The following is a 16,694-nucleotide window of genomic DNA, read 5'->3' as shown; positions in this document are numbered from 1 at the left end:
ACCCACTTTTTTTGCAATATTTTAACACAAAAAATAACAAAATAGAATAAAAAAGAATGTTTATATAATCCCTTAAATATAGGATTTTAAAGATAATTTGTTAAAAAATAGCATTTGGGAGTAAAAAACAAATGGTGGATTTAGCAGGACTCGAACCTGCGACCAACCGGTTATGAGCCGGTTGCTCTAACCAACTGAGCTATAAATCCGCCAGAAGTTAAAATAAAAATGTTATTATATCTTTATTTCCTTAATTTAAATTTAGAATTTTATTTTTACCGCTTTTTCTATTGCTAAATATCTAAAAGTTATTAAATTTTGTAAAATTCCAAAGAAAATCATAAAGGTAGCAAAAGAACTTCCACCATGACTAAAAAATGGCATAGGTATACCAACAACAGGAGCAAAACCTATGGTCATTGATATGTTTACTGCTACATATATGAAAATAAATAAAGCAATGCAATTTGTCACTACTCTTGTAAAATAATCATCTTTGAGCTTATAATTTAAACTCAACAAATGAAAAATGAGTAAGGTGTAAAGTAGTATGATTATAACCGCACCGATAAAACCAAATCTTTCAGACAAATATGCAAAGATAAAATCACTCGTAGAAATAGGTAAAAATTTAAAATGTGTTTGTGTGGCTTCATCAGCCTTTTTTCCGCTCAAACCACCGCTTCCTATTGCAATGATGGATTGTTTTACATGGTAACTTGGCTCTTCAGCTAAGAAATCATGAATTCTTTGTTTTTGATAAGGTTTTAAAAAATCACTATAAATAATAGGTGAAGCTATAGCTATAGCTAAAACAATACTAAGCCAAATTTTATAATTTACTCCTATAATAAAAAGTGTTCCAAAGCCCACTATTAAAAGTACTAAAGCTGTTCCTAAATCAGGTTCTCCTGCTATAAGTAAAAATGGGAGTAAGATATAAAAACTTAGCTTTAAAAATTGTTTTAAACCATAGCCATTATGAGGTGGTGGGTTTTGATAAATCAAATAAGCTAACATTAAAATAAAAGAAGGCTTAAAAATTTCAGAAGGCTGTATGGTAAAATGCGTAAAAGGTATCTCAAGCCATCTTCTAGCACCAAGTTTTTCAACACCAAAAATATCCACACTCAAAAGTAAAGCTATATTAATCCAATATAACACAGGTATAAGCCACATTAATCTTCTTAAAGGTAAAAAGAAAAAAAATGTAAATCCTGCAAAACCCACTAAAGTATAGATAAATTGTTTTTCAGCTAAGCGTATATTTGCTTCATAAATTAAAAGAAAAGATATAGCTATGATAGGCAACACTAGAAGAGGTTGAACAAAATCAAAATGCGTTAGAATTCTTCTATCAAGTTTTATCAAAGCTAGCCTTTTTTACAAAATATTGTGTAATTATATGCTAAAATTGCAAATTTTATCACAAGGAAATATAATATGCTAAAAATTTCATCACTTTGTGAAGAAAGATTGGATATTTTTTTATCAGATATACTTAAACAAAGTCGTTCACAAGTTGCTAAACTAATTAAAGAAAATTGCATATATATTAATGAAAAAATAGAAAATAAAAGTTCTAAAAAAATAAAACAAAAAGATGAAATAAGTATTTTTTTGCCTTTAATAAAAGAAGCCAAAGAAAGCTACACACCTGAGTTTGATATAGAAATTTTATATGAAGATGATGATGTTTTAGTTTTAAACAAAGCTCCTAATGTTGTTGTGCATGGTGCAAGCAGTGTTAAAGAAGCGACTTTGGTGGATTGGCTTTTGCATAAGGGTTATGCTTTATCAAATTTAAATGGAGAGCATAGAGCAGGGCTTGTGCATAGGCTTGATAAAGGCACAAGCGGAGCTATCATCATAGCTAAAAACAATCAAGCACATCAATTTTTAGCAAATCAACTTTTAGATAAAAGTATGGGAAGATTTTATCTTGCTTTAAGTGAATTGCCTTTGAAAAACGATAAAATGAGTAATGAAAAAGCCATTATGCGTTGTCCTAATAATAGGCTTAAAAAAATCACTACAAATACCAAAAATCCTTTAGCAAAAAATGCAAAAACAGATTTTATAAATTTATTAAGTGCTAAAAAATGCTCTTTAATAGCTGCTAAGTTATACACAGGAAGAACCCATCAAATCAGGGTGCATTTGGCAGATTTTAATCGTTATATTTTAGGAGATGAATTATACGGATATAAAGGAAAAATAAAGTATAATAGAGTAATGCTTCATGCGTATTTGATTTATTTTATTCATCCTAGGACTAAAGAGTTAATGTTTATAAAAGCTCCTATGTTTGATGATTTTTATCAAATTTTAAAAGAAAATTTTACACAAGGAGAGATAGATGAAAAAACTTCACTGGATTATCTTAAGTTCTGCTTTGGCTTTTAGTGCTTGTAGTACAACTATGAGTTCGCCTCAAATTGCTCAAGTAAATGATACTTTACCAAAAATTTCAAGCATTAAAAGTATAAGTGATATTACAAGTATAGCTTTTGAATGGGAGCCTTTGTATGATCAAAATATAGCAGGCTATTACATTTATAGAGCAAATGCAGCTGGTGCACCTATGGAGCTTATAGCAAAAATTAAAAATAAATTTCAAACTCATTATACTGATACAAATTTAGAGCCAAATACAAGATATTATTATTCTATGAAAACCTTTAATGAGCTTGGACAAGTTTCTCAAGATGGTGTGAGTATAGAAGCTTTTACCAATAGAGTGATTGATCCAGTGCCTTTTGTGCAAGCTATCGTGGGTTTGCCAAATCGTGTAAAAATAGTTTGGAGACCACATCCTGATGTAAGAGTAAATTCATACATCATTGAGCGTGCAAATATGAAAGATATGAAATTTAAAGAATTAACTAGGGTTAAAAATCGTTTAAGTGCTGAATATATAGATGATTCACTAAAGCCTGATGAGAGTTTTCAATATAGAATCATAGCTTTAACTTATGATGGTATTAAAAGTACCCCAAGTAAAATAGTTGAATCAACCACCAAAGCGCTTCCTCCTATGGTAAGCAATTTACAAGCAAGCAAAGATGCACCAAGAAAAATCATTTTAACTTGGGATAAAATTGATTATGCTGATTTTGCTTATTATAAAATTTATTCAAGTTCAACTACTTTTTTGCCTTTTAGTGTGGTAGCTAAAACTTCTGAAAATACTTATGAAGATGTAGTTAGAGGTGTGGCTGAAAAAAGATATTATAAAGTTAGTATGGTGGATAAAGATGGCCTAGAAAGTCCTATAGCAAGTGAGCCTGTGGAGGGTATTACTCTAGGAGCACCATTAGCACCAAGTATTATTTTATGTGCTGTTGAAGATGATGGCATTAGAGTTGAATGGGTTGATAATGACGATAGAGCCAAAGAATATATAGTTAAAAGAAGCGGTGGTGGAAGTAATGCTGTGTTTAAAGAGATTAAATCTAAACAATTAAAAGATATTACCGCAGCTCCTGGAAAAGTATATAGTTATGAAGTTATAGCAATTGATGCAAATGGTATAGAATCAAAAGCTTCTGATAAATTTACAGCGGTGAAATAATGCCAAATTTTAAGTGTAAAATTTTAAAAGAAATTCAACTTCCTTTTGAAAAAGAAGGGGTTGAATTCTTATGGTCTGCTAAAGGCGAAAATGTTGATTTGCTTTTTACGCGCATAAAGCAAGAAAACTTTTTTTTGCAAATTAAAAAAGATGAAAAAAAAGAAGAATGGCTTATTAAAGGTGAAAAACACACTAAGCCTTCGCAAATTGGGTATTTGCAAAAAGCTTTACTTGTATTTAAAGAAAATTTTACTCAAGATGTAGTTTGTGAAGCTGTAGCACTAAAACATACAAGGTTAATCCAAAAAACACCTTTAATTGCCAATGATTTAAAAGAATTACTAGAGCAAATAAAAAGTAAAAAGCAAATTTATATTGAAATAGGCTTTGGAAGTGGTAGACATTTACTTTATCAAGCAAGATTGAATCCTGATGTTTTGATTATCGGTATAGAAATTTATACCCCTGCATTAGAGCAAGTAGCTAAACTTGCCTTAAGTGAAAACTTAAATAATGTTTTGTTAATAGAAACCGATGCAAGATTATTATTAAGCGTACTTGAATCTAATCTAGTAGATAAAATCTTTTTGCATTTTCCTGTCCCTTGGGATAAAAAGCCTCATCGTAGAGTAGTGGGGTTAAATTTTGCAAATGAATGTGCTAGAGTTTTAAAAGAAGATGGTCAATTTGAACTAAGAACAGATAGCTTTTTGTATTTTGATTTTACTTTGGAAACTTTTTTAACTTTTTCACATTTAAAAGCTTTAATCAAAAAAAATGAAAATTTAGAAATTTCAAGCAAATATGAAGATCGTTGGAAAAGACAAAATAAAGATATATATGATTTAATCATTAGTGGCTTTAGTAAGAGTGAAAGTTTAAGTAAGGATCAAAAATTTGCTATTGAAGATCTAAGATTAAACACAGTAGAACTAGCTTGTATAAAAAAGAATTTTAAAAATGAAGTTTTTAAAGGTGAGGATTTTTTCTTGCATTTTGAAAAAATGTATATTAAAGATGATGAGCTTATCATTAAAATAGCTTTTGGCGCTTTTTATAAGCCTGAGCATGTTTATATAGCTTTAAATATACAAAAGATAGAATTTATTTTTGAACAGCCTTTTAAAACTAAAGAAAATTTAAAAGCTATAGAAAAATTAAGAGAAATATTGTATTCTTATATCAAATAATAATTTATAAAATAAATAAGGAAAAAGTAGTGATGATAGAAGCTAAAAAGCTTTGTCTTGGTTATGATGAACTTGTTATAGAAAATGCTAGTTTTTCGCTAAAAGATAATGACTTTGTTTTTATTACAGGAAAAAGTGGTAGTGGAAAGTCAACTTTGTTAAAATCTTTCTATGGAGATTTAGAGCCAATAAGCGGGAATTTAAAGGTTTGCAATAATGATTTAGTAGATATTTCTAACGCTGAGCTTTTGCAGCTTAGGCAAAAAATAGGAATTATTTTTCAAGATTATCGTTTGGTGCAAGAATTTAGCGTAGAAAAAAATGTAATGCTTCCTTTGATGATTAAAGGTTACAGCAAGAATGTATGTAAAGAACAAGCTGCAAAGCTTTTAAAGCATGTAAATTTAACTTTCAAAGCTGATAAAAAACCAGCTCAGCTTTCAGGTGGAGAGCAACAACGCGTGGCTATGGCAAGAGCTTTGGCACATAATCCAAAATTACTCTTATGTGATGAACCAACAGGAAATTTAGATGAGTATTCTTCAGACATTATATGGACTTTATTAAAATCAGCTAGAGAAATACTTGGAACTTGTGTGGTTGTTGTTACACATAGAATTCCTACTAATTTAAGACTTGATTATCGTCGTTTTAATATAGAAAATGGGAGAATGAATGAAATCTTTTAAAAATCATCTTTCTTTGATATTTGCTTTAATGGTAATGATGTTTGCTTTTGAGTTTTTAATCATTACAAACAAAACTATAGAGCATTATGAAAAACTTTTAAATAAAGATTATAATATTATTTTAGTAGGAAAAACTCACTTGGATAAAAAAAGCATAGAAGATCAAGTAAGTTATTTTCAGTCTTTAGAAATTTTAAATCCAAATGAAATGATAGATAGACTTAAAAATGATATATCAGCTAAAAATATAGAGGTTTTAAAGGCTACATTGCCAAAATTTTATACTTTAAAACTTAATAAGCTTTTGTCAGAAGATGAGTTAAATGCTTTAAAAGATAAGCTTTTAAAAAATCCTAATATAACTAAAGTAGAAACTTTTGCAAAAACACATACAAAAATTTATAAACTTTTAGTTTTAGTGAAATTTTTATTATGGTTTTTCTTGTTTATTATAATATTGCTTAGTTTTGTATTATTGCTTAAACAAATGAAAATTTGGCTTTTTGAGCATACTCAAAGAGTGGAAATTATGTGTTTGCTTGGAGCGCCATTTTGGTTTAGATCTTTTATGCTTTATAAGATAGTTTTTATTGATTGTTTTATAGCATTTTTATTGCTTGTATTATTTTTTACTCAAGTTTATGATCTTGAATCCATTAAACTAGCTTTGCAAAGTGTGGATATTAGCTTACCTAAAATAAGTATTTTCACGCATTTGTTTTTGATTTTTTTAGCAATGCTTTGTGTTTGTTTTGCTTGTGTGAATTTTGTAATGTTTAAGGTCAGAAAATGAAAAAATGCTTTTTGCTTTTTTTATTTTCTTTTTCTGTTTTATTTGCAAATGAAATTGCTCAAAAACAAAAAGATATTAAAGAAAATGAACGCATAGTAAAGCAACTTTCTAAAAAGTTAGAGGATTTAGCAAGTGAAATTTTAGATAATGAAAAAAATTTAAAAAAAATTGCTTCAGAAATTAGTGCTTTAACTTCAAAAACTTCTAAGCTTGAAAGCTCAGTAAAAACTCAAATAAAAGCACTAGAACAACTTAATATGCAAAATAAAGATCTTTTACAAAATAAAAATAAAATCGAAGGAAAGATAATTGATTTAATTGCTAAAGATTTTGCTTATGATTTAGCAATTCCTAAAAACTATATCGAAAGCGAAGATAGTATTATAGCTTTAGAATTAGTTGGAGTTTTGGATAAAATTTTCAAGGAAGAATTTTATCAGATTTCAAAAGATTATGAAGATATAAGTAAAAAAATAGAAGAAAAACAAACACAAATCACTACAATTAATAGCAATTTAAAAGTTTATAAAGATCAAATTGATGAGCTTAAAAATCTTAGAAAAAAGCAAGAGCAAGAAATAGCTAAACAAAAAACTGATAAGGAAATTTATACTAGAAAACTTTCTAATTTACAAGCCCAACAACAAGAATTAAGAAAAACACTTAATAAATTAAAAATTATCAAAGAAAAAGAAGAAGAAAAATTAGCACAAAAAAAAGAAGATAAAAAGCCAAATTCAAACATAAAACAAGTGGGTTCAAGCTATCAAACAAGCAGTGTCAAGCGCTATAGTGGTCCTAAGACAATCGCCCCTTTAGAATCTTACACGGTAAAACAAAAATTTGGAAATTACATAGATCCTATTTATAATATTAAAATTTATAACGAAAATGTAGTTTTAAAAAGTGATAGCGCTAATGCTGCAGTAAGAAATGTCTTAGATGGTAAAGTGGTTTTTGCAAAAGCGACTCCAACTTTAAAACAAGTTGTGATTGTTGAAAATAAAGATGGTATACATACTATTTATGCACATTTAGATAAAATTGCACCCGGGGTTAAAGTGGGTAGAAATATTAAAAAAGGTTATATTATAGGCAGGGTTGAGAGTGACTTAACTTTTGAAGTAACACAAAAGAATTTTCATATTAATCCTTTAGAAATGATTAAATAAATTAGTTTTTTTTAATGCGAATTTTGATATAGTTTCAAATCAAAGGAGAAATTTAATGAACAATAAAAGAAAAAGAGTATTGGTTAAATTTTCTGGGGAAGCTTTGGCTGGAGAAAATGGGTTTGGTATAGAAAATTCTATTTTAAAATACATAGCTTCTGAAATAAAAAGCTTGATTAATGAAAATGTTGAAGTAGGTATAGTAATAGGCGGTGGAAATATCATTAGAGGGGTATCTGCTGCAAGAGATGGACTTATAAAAAGAACAAGTGGCGATCATATGGGTATGCTTGCTACTGTGATTAATTCTATAGCTATGCAAGAAGCATTAGAAAGTGCCGGGCTTGATGTAAGGGTTCAAAGCGCTATTCAAATGGAAGCATTTTGCGAAACATATATTATGAGAAGAGCACATAGACACTTAGAAAAAGGACGTATAGTTATTTTTGCTTGTGGTACGGGTAATCCTTATTTTACTACAGATACTGCTGCGACTTTAAGAGCAGTAGAAATTCAAGCGGATATGATCATTAAAGCGACTAAAGTAGATGGAATTTATGATAAAGATCCTAAAAAATATGATGATGCAATTATGCTTAATGAATTAAGCTATGAAAGAGCTTTGCATGATAATATTAAAGTTATGGATGATACTGCAATAGCCTTGGCTAAAGATAATGCTTTGCCTATTGTGGTGTGTAATATGTTTAAAGAAGGAAATTTATTAAAAATCATTCAAGGCGATATGAGTTTATGCTCTATTGTTAAAAATCAAGATTAAGGATAAAAATGAGAGTAGAACAAATAGCTGCAAAAGCATTAAAAAAACTAAAAGATGACAGATATAAACTAGCTCTTGTGGTGGCTAAAAGAGCTGAAGAACTTGCAAATGGTGCAGAACCTTTAGTAAATTTAGATAAAAATAAATACAAATACACTGACATTGCTTTACATGAAATAGCAGAAGATAAAATCGTTTTAGAGGGATTTATTGAAGCTAGTAAATGATGAGTTATTGTTAGATAAACTTGTTGATGATGTTAAAAATTGTAAGGATTTACAAAGAGCAAAAGAAATCCTTTTTATGGTCTTTCCACAATCTACTGTTTTAGAAAAAGCGGTGGATTTTTGTATTCAAAAACACGAAGGGCAATTTAGAAAAAGTGGAGAGCCATACGCGGTTCATCCTATATTAGTGGCTTCTTTTGTGGCTTTTTTAAGTCCTGTGCAGTCTATGATCATAGCTGCATTATTACATGATGTATTAGAAGATACAAATTGCAATGAAGAGGAATTAAACACAAATTTTGGTGAAGAGGTAACCAAATTAGTTCAAGGTTTAACTAAAATAGTTAGCATTAGAGAAGATCATCTTACACGCTCTAATTCTAATGAAAAACTTGCAAAATCCGCTTTGACTTTTAGAAATATGCTTTTAGCGGGTGTTGAAGATGTGAGTGTGCTTGTAATAAAGCTTTGTGATAGATTGCACAATATGCTTACTTTAAATTTTTTAAGAGAAGATAAACAAAAAAGAATCAGCGAAGAAACCTTGGTGGTATATGCACCTATAGCTCATAGACTTGGAATTTCAAGTATAAAAAATTTACTTGAAGATTTAAGTTTTAAATTTTTACTACCTGATGAGTATGCACAAATTGATAATTATATCAATGCAAAAGATCAACAAATTCAACTTGGATTTAATGAATTTATTTCAAAAATAGAAATGTTATTTTTAGAGAATGGTTTTAGACAAGGTAGTTTTGTTATACACAAAAGAATTAAACATAATTATTCTATTTATTTAAAAATGCAAAGAAAAGGCGTAGGACTTGATGAAGTTTTAGATCTTTTGGGTGTAAGAATTTTGGTAGAAAAAGTTTATGATTGTTATTTGGCTTTAGGAATTTTACATACGCATTTTAATCCTTTAATCTCAAGATTTAAAGACTATATAGCTCTGCCAAAACAAAATGGTTATCAAACTTTACACACAACACTTTTTGATGCAAAAAATATCATTGAAGCTCAAATTCGCACCTTTGATATGCACAAGACTGCTGAATTTGGCGTGGCAGCACACTGGAAATACAAAGAAGGAAATATAACAACACCAAATTTAGATTGGCTTGCAGATATTTCCATGCATGGCAAAGAAGAAGGAAATAATATACAAGATTGTGATGCTATTGAGCTTTATGAATATGCAAAAGATAGTTTATATATAGAAGATATAGCGGTGTATTCTCCTAAAGGTGAGATTTTCACTTTGCCGCGTGGAGCTACGGCTTTAGACTTTGCATATGAGGTTCATACTAAAGTAGGGCTTCATGCAAAAACAGCTTTTGTTAATCGTATGAGAGTGCCGCTTTTAACTGTGTTAAAAAATGGAGATATAGTTAGTATAGAAACTTCAGAGGAAGAATTTTTTAGATGTTCTTGGATAGATAGTGTTAAAACAGGAAAGGCTAGAGCTAGCATAAGAGATTTTTGTAAACAAAAGAAAAAAGAATTAAATAATAAAATTGCTATAAATCTTTTATCTACAGTATTTAATAAAGATTCTAAGCTTATAGAAGAGTGGCTTGAAAAAGAAAAATTTAATAAAAAGCTCAGACAAATTGCTTTGGATTTTAACTATTTTAAAGAAGTAATTATAGCTCTTAGGAAATATGTGGGACAAAATCAAGCAGCTAAATTTGAACAAAATGAGCAAAAATTTGAAAGTATAGTGGTAGGTTCTAATTATAAAATAACTACGATTAATTTTGATTATTGTTGTAGACCTAAAAGAGGAGATGAAATCATTGCTTTTAGACACTCAACTGGCGCAACAATACATCATAAACTTTGCGAGCAAGCAATGAAAATGATAGAAGATAATAAAGAAATGGTTTTTGTTTCTTGGAATGATAGTTCGATAAAAAGTTACAAAATCATCGTTTCTATAGAAAATAAAAAAGGTTCTTTAGCAGATTTTCTAACTACTTTAGCTAAAATGCAAATTAATGTTTTAAGTATTAATTCAGCTGATTCAGAGCCTGTGGTGGCAAATTATTTTGAAGTGCAGGTTGAATTACCTAATAATGTAGATGTTGAAAACGCAAAAGAAAGATTAAAATCTAGATATAAAATTTTAGATTTTACATCTTTAAATGATGCGTATAATAATCACTAAAAAAGGTTTTTTATGGATATTAATGAAATTATTAAAGAAATTAAACGAGGAATAGCAGAAATTATTGATGAAGAAAGATTAGTTTCTTTAGTAAAAAATTACTATGAAAAAGGTGAAAATTTTTTTGTAAAGGCTGGTTTTGATCCTACGGCTGCTGATTTGCATTTGGGTCATACTGTGGTTTTGAGCAAGATGGCTTTGCTTCAAAAACATGGAGCTATAGTGCAGTTTTTAATAGGCGATTTTACTGCTCAAATTGGAGATCCAACAGGAAAAAGTGCTACAAGAAAAAAACTTGATAAAGAAGAAGTGCTTAAAAATGCCAAAACCTATGAAGAACAAGTTTTTAAGATTTTAGATCCAAGTAAAACTCAAATTCATTTTAATTCTAAGTGGCTAAATGAGCTTGGTGCTGCTGGTATAGTAGAACTTACTTCAACTTTTAGTGTTGCTAGAATGCTTGAAAGAGATGATTTTACCAAGCGTTTTAAAGAACAAAGTCCTATATCAATTTGTGAATTTTTATATCCACTTTTGCAAGGTTATGATAGTGTTGCTTTAAAAAGTGATATAGAAATGGGCGGAACGGATCAAAAATTTAATCTTTTAATGGGTAGACAGCTTCAAAGAGTATATAATTGCCAAAAAGAGCAAGCGGTGGTGATGATGCCATTGCTTGAAGGCCTTGATGGTGTAAATAAAATGAGTAAAAGCTTAGGAAATTATATTGGTGTAACAGAAAATGCTAAAGATATGTATGCTAAGGTTTTGAGCATAAGTGATGAGTTGATGTTTAGATATTATGAGCTTTTAAGTGAAAAAAGTTTAAATGAAATTTCACAAATGAAAGATGATATTAAAAATGGCTCATTGCATCCTAAAAAAGCTAAGGAAAATTTAGCTTTAGAAATAACAGCTCGTTTTCACTCAAATGAATATGCTTTAAAAGCTAAGGAAGAATTTGACAAAGTCCATAGCGCAAAAGAGCTTCCTAGCGATATGCCAAGTTTTACTTTGGAAGGTAGTATTTGGCTTGCAAAAGCTATAGTAGAGTGTAAAATGGAAAGTTCTACTTCAGCTGCTAGAAGATTGATTAATTCAAATGCAGTAAGTGTTAATGGAGAAAAAGTTCAAGATGAACAATTCCAACTAGAAAGCGGTGAATATATTTTACAAGTTGGAAAAAGAAAATTTGCAAAATTAAAGGTAATATGATGAGTTTTAAAGCTTTAAAAATTGGAAAGCATGAGATAAAATATCCTATTTTTCAAGGTGGAATGGGGCTTGGTATAAGTTGGGATAAGCTTGCTTCTGCAGTTTCTTTAAATGGTGGTTTAGGGATTATTTCTTCAGTGGGAACTGGGTATTATGAAAATAGAATACATATAGATAAAGAACTTAATGCAAAACCCTATGGTAGCGATAATTTTTATTCAAAAGCAGGTTTAAAAGCTTTGATAGATAATGCTAGAAAGGTTTGTAAAGACGCACCTTTAGGCTGTAATATTTTATATGCAAGTAATAATTATGCGCAAATTGCACGTAATGCCTGTGAAGTTGGTTTTAATGTAATAGTTTCAGGAGCAGGACTTCCTACAAATTTACCTGAATTTACACAAGATTATCCTGATGTTGCTTTGGTGCCTATTGTATCATCTGCTAAGGCTTTAAAAATTATTTGCAAAAGATGGCAAAGCAGATACAATCGTTTACCTGATGCAGTTATAGTTGAAGGACCAAAAAGTGGAGGACATCAGGGTTTTACTTATGAGCAATGTTTAATGGATGAGTATCAATTAGAAAATGTAGTGCCACAAGTTGCGCAAGAAATTAAAAACTGGGGAGATATACCATTAATCGCTGCAGGTGGAATTTGGGATAAGCAAGATATAGAAAAGATGATGTCTTTAGGAGCAAGTGGCGTTCAAATGGGAACTCGTTTTATAGGAACTTTTGAATGTGATGCGAGTGATGATTTTAAACAAGTATTGCTTGATTGTAAAAAAGAAGATATTGAGCTTTTAAAATCTCCAGTTGGCTATCCTGCAAGAGGAGTAAGAACTAATCTTTTAAATTTAGTTGATAAAAGAATGGGGCCAAAAATTTCTTGCGTGAGCAATTGTGTTGCACCATGTGGTAGAGGTAAAGAGGCTACTAAAGTGGGTTATTGTATAGCAGATAGATTATATGATGCTTGGAGTGGCAAAAAAGAAACAGGCTTATTTTTTACAGGGGCTAATGGATATAGACTAGATAAGCTTATTAGTGTAGAAGAGCTAATGAAAAAATTAGTTAATGGTGAAGATGCTTAGAATATTTTTTATTTTTTTATTATCATGTCTTAGTGTTTTTGCTAATGCAGAAGTTAAGAAATTTGATCAAAATTTTTTAACTTCTAATTCAGAAGAAAAATTACAATTACATCAGCAGTTAAAATCTTTGTATATACAAAGTGTGATTAATGATAATAATGAAGAAAAAAATGAGATTTTAAAAAGATTAATCATAAGTTCAAATTCTTTAGGTTTTGATGATAGGGCTTATGTGCAAGAGCTTAAAGAAAGTGGAGTAAGCGAAGAAGAAATTTCACGTTTAAAAAATGCTTTAAAGGTCATACAAGATCAAAAAATAAAAAAAGAACAAGCAAAAATTGAAACTAATACCACAGCTTCTACTAATAAAAAAGAAGATAAAAAAGAAGATAAAAAAGAAGATAAAAAAGAAGATAAAAAAGAAGATAAAAAAGAAGATAAAAAAGAAGATAAAAAAGAAGATAAAAAAGAAGATAAAAAAACTCCGGCGCAAAAAGAGCTTTTTGTGCTTGATGTTAAAAAATTAGATAATGGTATCTTGCTTGATTTAAGTGAAAAAATCAGCCAAAAAGACATTAAAAACTTTACTCTTAAAGGTGATAAGAATTTTCGTTATGTTGCAGATTTTGATGGAATTTTAAAAGGACCTAAGAGAACTTTTGAATTTAAAGATTTTGATATTATCGTGTCGCAATTTAACCCAACAAGTATGCGTTTGGTCTTAAGCTCAAAAAAAGAATTAAAGATCAAAATAGAGCTTAAAGATCAAAGTCTTTTTATGGGGCTTGAAAAAGTAGAAAAAAAAGAAGAACCCAAACCTATAGTTAAAAAGCAAAATGAAGTTAAAAAAACAGAAGCAAAAAAAGAAGTTATTAAAAAAGAGCCTTTATATATTTTAAAATCAAGTAAAGATAAAAACGGTGTTAGTTTAAAATTAAACAATGATATTGATATTGAAGATATTAAAATTAATTCTTTTAAAGATGGTAAAACATATCGTTCTATTGTGAGTTTTGAAGCCATTCTAGAAGGTGATAGAAAAAAAATTGATATTAACAAAAATCAATTTATTACAATAGTGCAGTTTAATAAAACCACAGTAAGAGTTGTTTTAAATTCCACTAGTGATTTTAAAGCTAGTCTTGATTTGGACGATGATGAGTTGTTTATAGGTTTTGAAAAAAAGGTTAAAAAAGCATCGACAAAAACTACCTCTAAAACAACAAAAGTTACTATTAAAAAGTCAGGTAAAACCATAGTGATTGATCCAGGTCATGGAGGTAAAGATCCAGGTACTTTGGGTGATAAGGGAGTTAGAGAAAAAGATGTGGTTTTAAGTGTGGCCTTAAAACTTGGAAATGAACTAAAAAAAAGAGGATATAGAATTTATTACACAAGAAGTACGGATAAATTTATAAACTTAAGAGATAGAACTTCTATGGCTAATGAAAAAATGGCAGATTTATTTATTTCTATCCATGCAAATGCAGCTCCAAATAAACAAAGAGCTAAAACTCTTGAAGGTATTGAAACTTTCTTTTTGTCGCCTGCAAGAAGCGAAAGAAGTAAAAAGGCTGCTGAACTAGAAAATCAATCAGATTTCGAAGAGATGAATTATTTTTCTAAGCAAACCTTTTTAAATTTTTTAAACCGTGAAAAAATCGTTGCTTCAAATAAATTGGCTATTGATGTACAAAAAAGTATTTTGAGCAATGTAAGAAAAAAATATAAAGTTGTTGATGGCGGGGTTAGAGAAGCTCCTTTTTGGGTTTTAGTGGGTGCACAAATGCCTGCTATATTGATTGAGACAGGTTATATTAGTCATCCTGGTGAAAGAAATAGATTAACAAATAAGAATTTTCAAGAATTATTAGCTATTGGTATTGCTAATGGTATAGAGAGTTATTTTTATAAAAATCAATGAAAAAAGCAAATATTATCATTAAAAACAATGCGCCTTTTTCTTTAGATTTTGATGATTATTATTTTAATTCTAGCGATGGTTTAAGCGAGAGTGAATTTATCTATACTAATGCTTTTGAATTTCAAGCAAAACAAACTATCATTGCAGAACTTGGTTTTGGCATTGGCTTAAATTTTTTCCTTACTTTAAAGCGTTTTATAAAAGAAAAAAAAGAGAATCAAAGACTATTTTATCTTAGTTTTGAAAATTTTTATATAGAAAAAGATAAATTAAGAGAAATTTATAAAAACCTTGGTTTTTATGAGGAATTTAAAGAGTTTTTAGAGCAGTTTTTAAAATTTTATCCCCCATGTAGAGATGGAGTTTATAGATTTTATTTTCAAGATTGTTTTTTAGATTTGGTATTTGGTGATGCTAAAGAAAAGTTGCAAAATTTAGATTTTAAAGCTGATGTTTGGTATTTAGATGGTTTTGCACCTGCTAAAAACCAAGAGATGTTTGATGAGGATGTTATAAACAAAGTTGCTAAAAATTCAAAAATAAGTACCAAGATTTTAACTTTTTCTTCCGCAAGCGTTTTAAAAAAAGCTTTGATTAATAATAATTTTCAAGTGCAAAAGATCAAAGGTTTTAGAAAAAGAGAAATGATACAAGCTGTTTTTAATGGCCTTGGTTTTGAAGATAAATTTGCTTATTTTAACACTCCAAGTTTAAAAAAAGAGATTCAAAAAATAGCTATAATTGGAGCAGGTATAGCTGGAGCGAGTATAGCTTATGAGCTTTCTTTAAGAAATATTCAAGTAGATGTTTTTGAAAAAGAAAATTCATTAGGTAAAGGTGCTTCTGGAAATATCAATGGAATTTTAAGTTCTTTGATTTTAAAACCAGATGTTTTACTGGGCGAGTTTTCACAATATGCTTTTTTAGAGGCAAGTAGATTTTATAGGCAAATTTTAAATTTAACTCCACAAGGGGTTTATGAATTTGCTCATAATGAGCTTATGCAAGAGCGTTTTAATAGTCAAAAAGATAATGTTTTATTTGAAATTATCAATAATCAAGCTTTTTTAAAAGATGGAGCATGTATAAGTCCACAAAAAGTAGTAAAAGAGCTTTTTAAAAAAAGTAAAGCTAATGTTTTTTTTGAGTATGAATTTAAAGATTATTCTTATGAAAATGAAAAGTTTTCTTTGCAATTTAAAAATCAAAAAAAATTAAAAGATTATGATGTGTTAATTTATGCTCAAGGTGCTGGTGTTAAGCAATTTTTAGAGTATAAATATATGAAATTAAGCAGTGTTAGAGGTCAATGTACTCACTTAAAACCATTTTTAAAAAATATTCATGCTCTATCTTCAAAAGGTTATATTTGCCCTATCAATGAAGAATTAAATTTGCAACTTATTGGTGCAAGTTATGATAGGCTCAATCAAGATACAATGCTTTTGAAAAACGATGATTTGCAAAATATTGAAAATATAAAAGAGTTTTTACATGATGAAAATTTAAAAATTATGGGTGGAAAAGTAGGATTTAGATCATATTCTAGTGATAGATTTGCCATAATAGGTCAAGCCTATGATGAAAATTTTTATATGCAAAATTACAAAGCACTTTTATGGCATAAAAATAAAAGTCAAGTAGCACCAAATGAATTTATTCCTTTGTATTTTTCTATCGCTCATGGATCCAGAGCTTTTGCTAGTGCTATTATTGGAGCTAGAATGCTTAGTGCATTAATCTTTGATGAGCCAAAAATAGAAAAAGATTTTTTACACGCTACTCATCCTGCAAGATTTTTAATACGTCAATTAAAAAAAGGAAAACAATAATTTTATTTTCGCTTTATTTTTAAAAAT

At 29.0% G+C, this 16,694-nt stretch carries 14 protein-coding genes and 1 tRNA gene; 13 read left to right on the top strand and 2 right to left on the bottom strand.

What is annotated here, in order from left to right; all coding sequences use genetic code 11:
* Positions 1–132: 132 nt before the first annotated feature.
* A tRNA-Ile gene (locus L8X40_RS05880) sits at positions 133–209 on the bottom strand.
* Positions 210–261: 52 nt separating this feature from the next.
* Complete coding sequence (locus L8X40_RS05875; protein WP_261544871.1) at positions 262–1,371, bottom strand: FtsW/RodA/SpoVE family cell cycle protein; 1,110 nt, start codon at positions 1,369–1,371, stop codon at positions 262–264.
* A 72-nt stretch (positions 1,372–1,443) separates the two neighbouring features.
* Here L8X40_RS05875 and L8X40_RS05870 point away from each other — a divergent pair, with 72 nt between their 5' ends.
* From L8X40_RS05870 to mnmC, 13 genes are read left to right on the top strand one after another with little or no spacing between them, the layout of a single operon-like run.
* Positions 1,444–2,406, top strand: a complete 963-nt coding sequence (locus L8X40_RS05870) for an RluA family pseudouridine synthase (protein WP_214135856.1) — start codon at positions 1,444–1,446, stop codon at positions 2,404–2,406.
* Positions 2,360–3,574, top strand: a complete 1,215-nt coding sequence (locus L8X40_RS05865; RefSeq protein WP_263667513.1) for a fibronectin type III domain-containing protein — start codon at positions 2,360–2,362, stop codon at positions 3,572–3,574. Before L8X40_RS05870 ends, L8X40_RS05865 begins: the two co-directional genes overlap by 47 nt.
* Positions 3,574–4,764, top strand: coding sequence for a tRNA (guanosine(46)-N7)-methyltransferase TrmB (gene trmB, locus L8X40_RS05860; RefSeq protein ID WP_263667512.1), 1,191 nt, complete (start codon positions 3,574–3,576; stop codon positions 4,762–4,764). The genes L8X40_RS05865 and trmB overlap by 1 nt, the downstream gene beginning before the upstream one ends.
* Before the next feature lie 32 nt (positions 4,765–4,796).
* Positions 4,797–5,453 (top strand): cell division ATP-binding protein FtsE, encoded by a 657-nt coding sequence (locus L8X40_RS05855; protein WP_039625813.1) that lies wholly within the window; start codon positions 4,797–4,799, stop codon positions 5,451–5,453.
* Positions 5,440–6,246 carry an ABC transporter permease gene (locus L8X40_RS05850; RefSeq protein WP_087700560.1) on the top strand — a complete coding sequence of 269 codons (807 nt, stop codon included), beginning with the start codon at positions 5,440–5,442 and terminating at the stop codon, positions 6,244–6,246. Before L8X40_RS05855 ends, L8X40_RS05850 begins: the two co-directional genes overlap by 14 nt.
* Positions 6,243–7,418, top strand: a complete 1,176-nt coding sequence (locus L8X40_RS05845) for a murein hydrolase activator EnvC family protein (protein ID WP_263667511.1) — start codon at positions 6,243–6,245, stop codon at positions 7,416–7,418. The genes L8X40_RS05850 and L8X40_RS05845 overlap by 4 nt, the downstream gene beginning before the upstream one ends.
* Positions 7,419–7,473: 55 nt before the next feature.
* Complete coding sequence (gene pyrH / locus L8X40_RS05840; RefSeq protein ID WP_039628219.1) at positions 7,474–8,199, top strand: UMP kinase; 726 nt, start codon at positions 7,474–7,476, stop codon at positions 8,197–8,199.
* 8 nt (positions 8,200–8,207) lie between these two features.
* A complete protein-coding gene (locus L8X40_RS05835; RefSeq protein WP_039618002.1) occupies positions 8,208–8,426 on the top strand; it encodes a DNA-directed RNA polymerase subunit omega in 219 nt (72 codons plus the stop codon).
* Positions 8,410–10,599 (top strand): RelA/SpoT family protein, encoded by a 2,190-nt coding sequence (locus tag L8X40_RS05830; protein ID WP_087700562.1) that lies wholly within the window; start codon positions 8,410–8,412, stop codon positions 10,597–10,599. The genes L8X40_RS05835 and L8X40_RS05830 overlap by 17 nt, the downstream gene beginning before the upstream one ends.
* A gap of 12 nt (positions 10,600–10,611) precedes the next feature.
* Positions 10,612–11,814, top strand: a complete 1,203-nt coding sequence (gene tyrS, locus L8X40_RS05825; RefSeq protein WP_214135860.1) for a tyrosine--tRNA ligase — start codon at positions 10,612–10,614, stop codon at positions 11,812–11,814.
* Positions 11,814–12,911 carry a nitronate monooxygenase gene (locus tag L8X40_RS05820; protein ID WP_214135861.1) on the top strand — a complete coding sequence of 366 codons (1,098 nt, stop codon included), beginning with the start codon at positions 11,814–11,816 and terminating at the stop codon, positions 12,909–12,911. The genes tyrS and L8X40_RS05820 overlap by 1 nt, the downstream gene beginning before the upstream one ends.
* Positions 12,904–14,835 carry an N-acetylmuramoyl-L-alanine amidase gene (locus tag L8X40_RS05815; RefSeq protein WP_412175585.1) on the top strand — a complete coding sequence of 644 codons (1,932 nt, stop codon included), beginning with the start codon at positions 12,904–12,906 and terminating at the stop codon, positions 14,833–14,835. The genes L8X40_RS05820 and L8X40_RS05815 overlap by 8 nt, the downstream gene beginning before the upstream one ends.
* Positions 14,832–16,667, top strand: coding sequence for a bifunctional tRNA (5-methylaminomethyl-2-thiouridine)(34)-methyltransferase MnmD/FAD-dependent 5-carboxymethylaminomethyl-2-thiouridine(34) oxidoreductase MnmC (gene mnmC / locus L8X40_RS05810; RefSeq protein ID WP_214100062.1), 1,836 nt, complete (start codon positions 14,832–14,834; stop codon positions 16,665–16,667). Before L8X40_RS05815 ends, mnmC begins: the two co-directional genes overlap by 4 nt.
* Positions 16,668–16,694 lie beyond the last annotated feature (27 nt).

The sequence above is a fragment of the Campylobacter sp. CNRCH_2013_0855 genome, from assembly GCF_025773025.1.
Classification (GTDB): Bacteria; Campylobacterota; Campylobacteria; order Campylobacterales; family Campylobacteraceae; genus Campylobacter_D; species Campylobacter_D jejuni_C.
The sequence above is the reverse complement of the archived record's forward strand: the minus strand, read 5'-3'. Positions and strand labels throughout refer to the sequence as shown.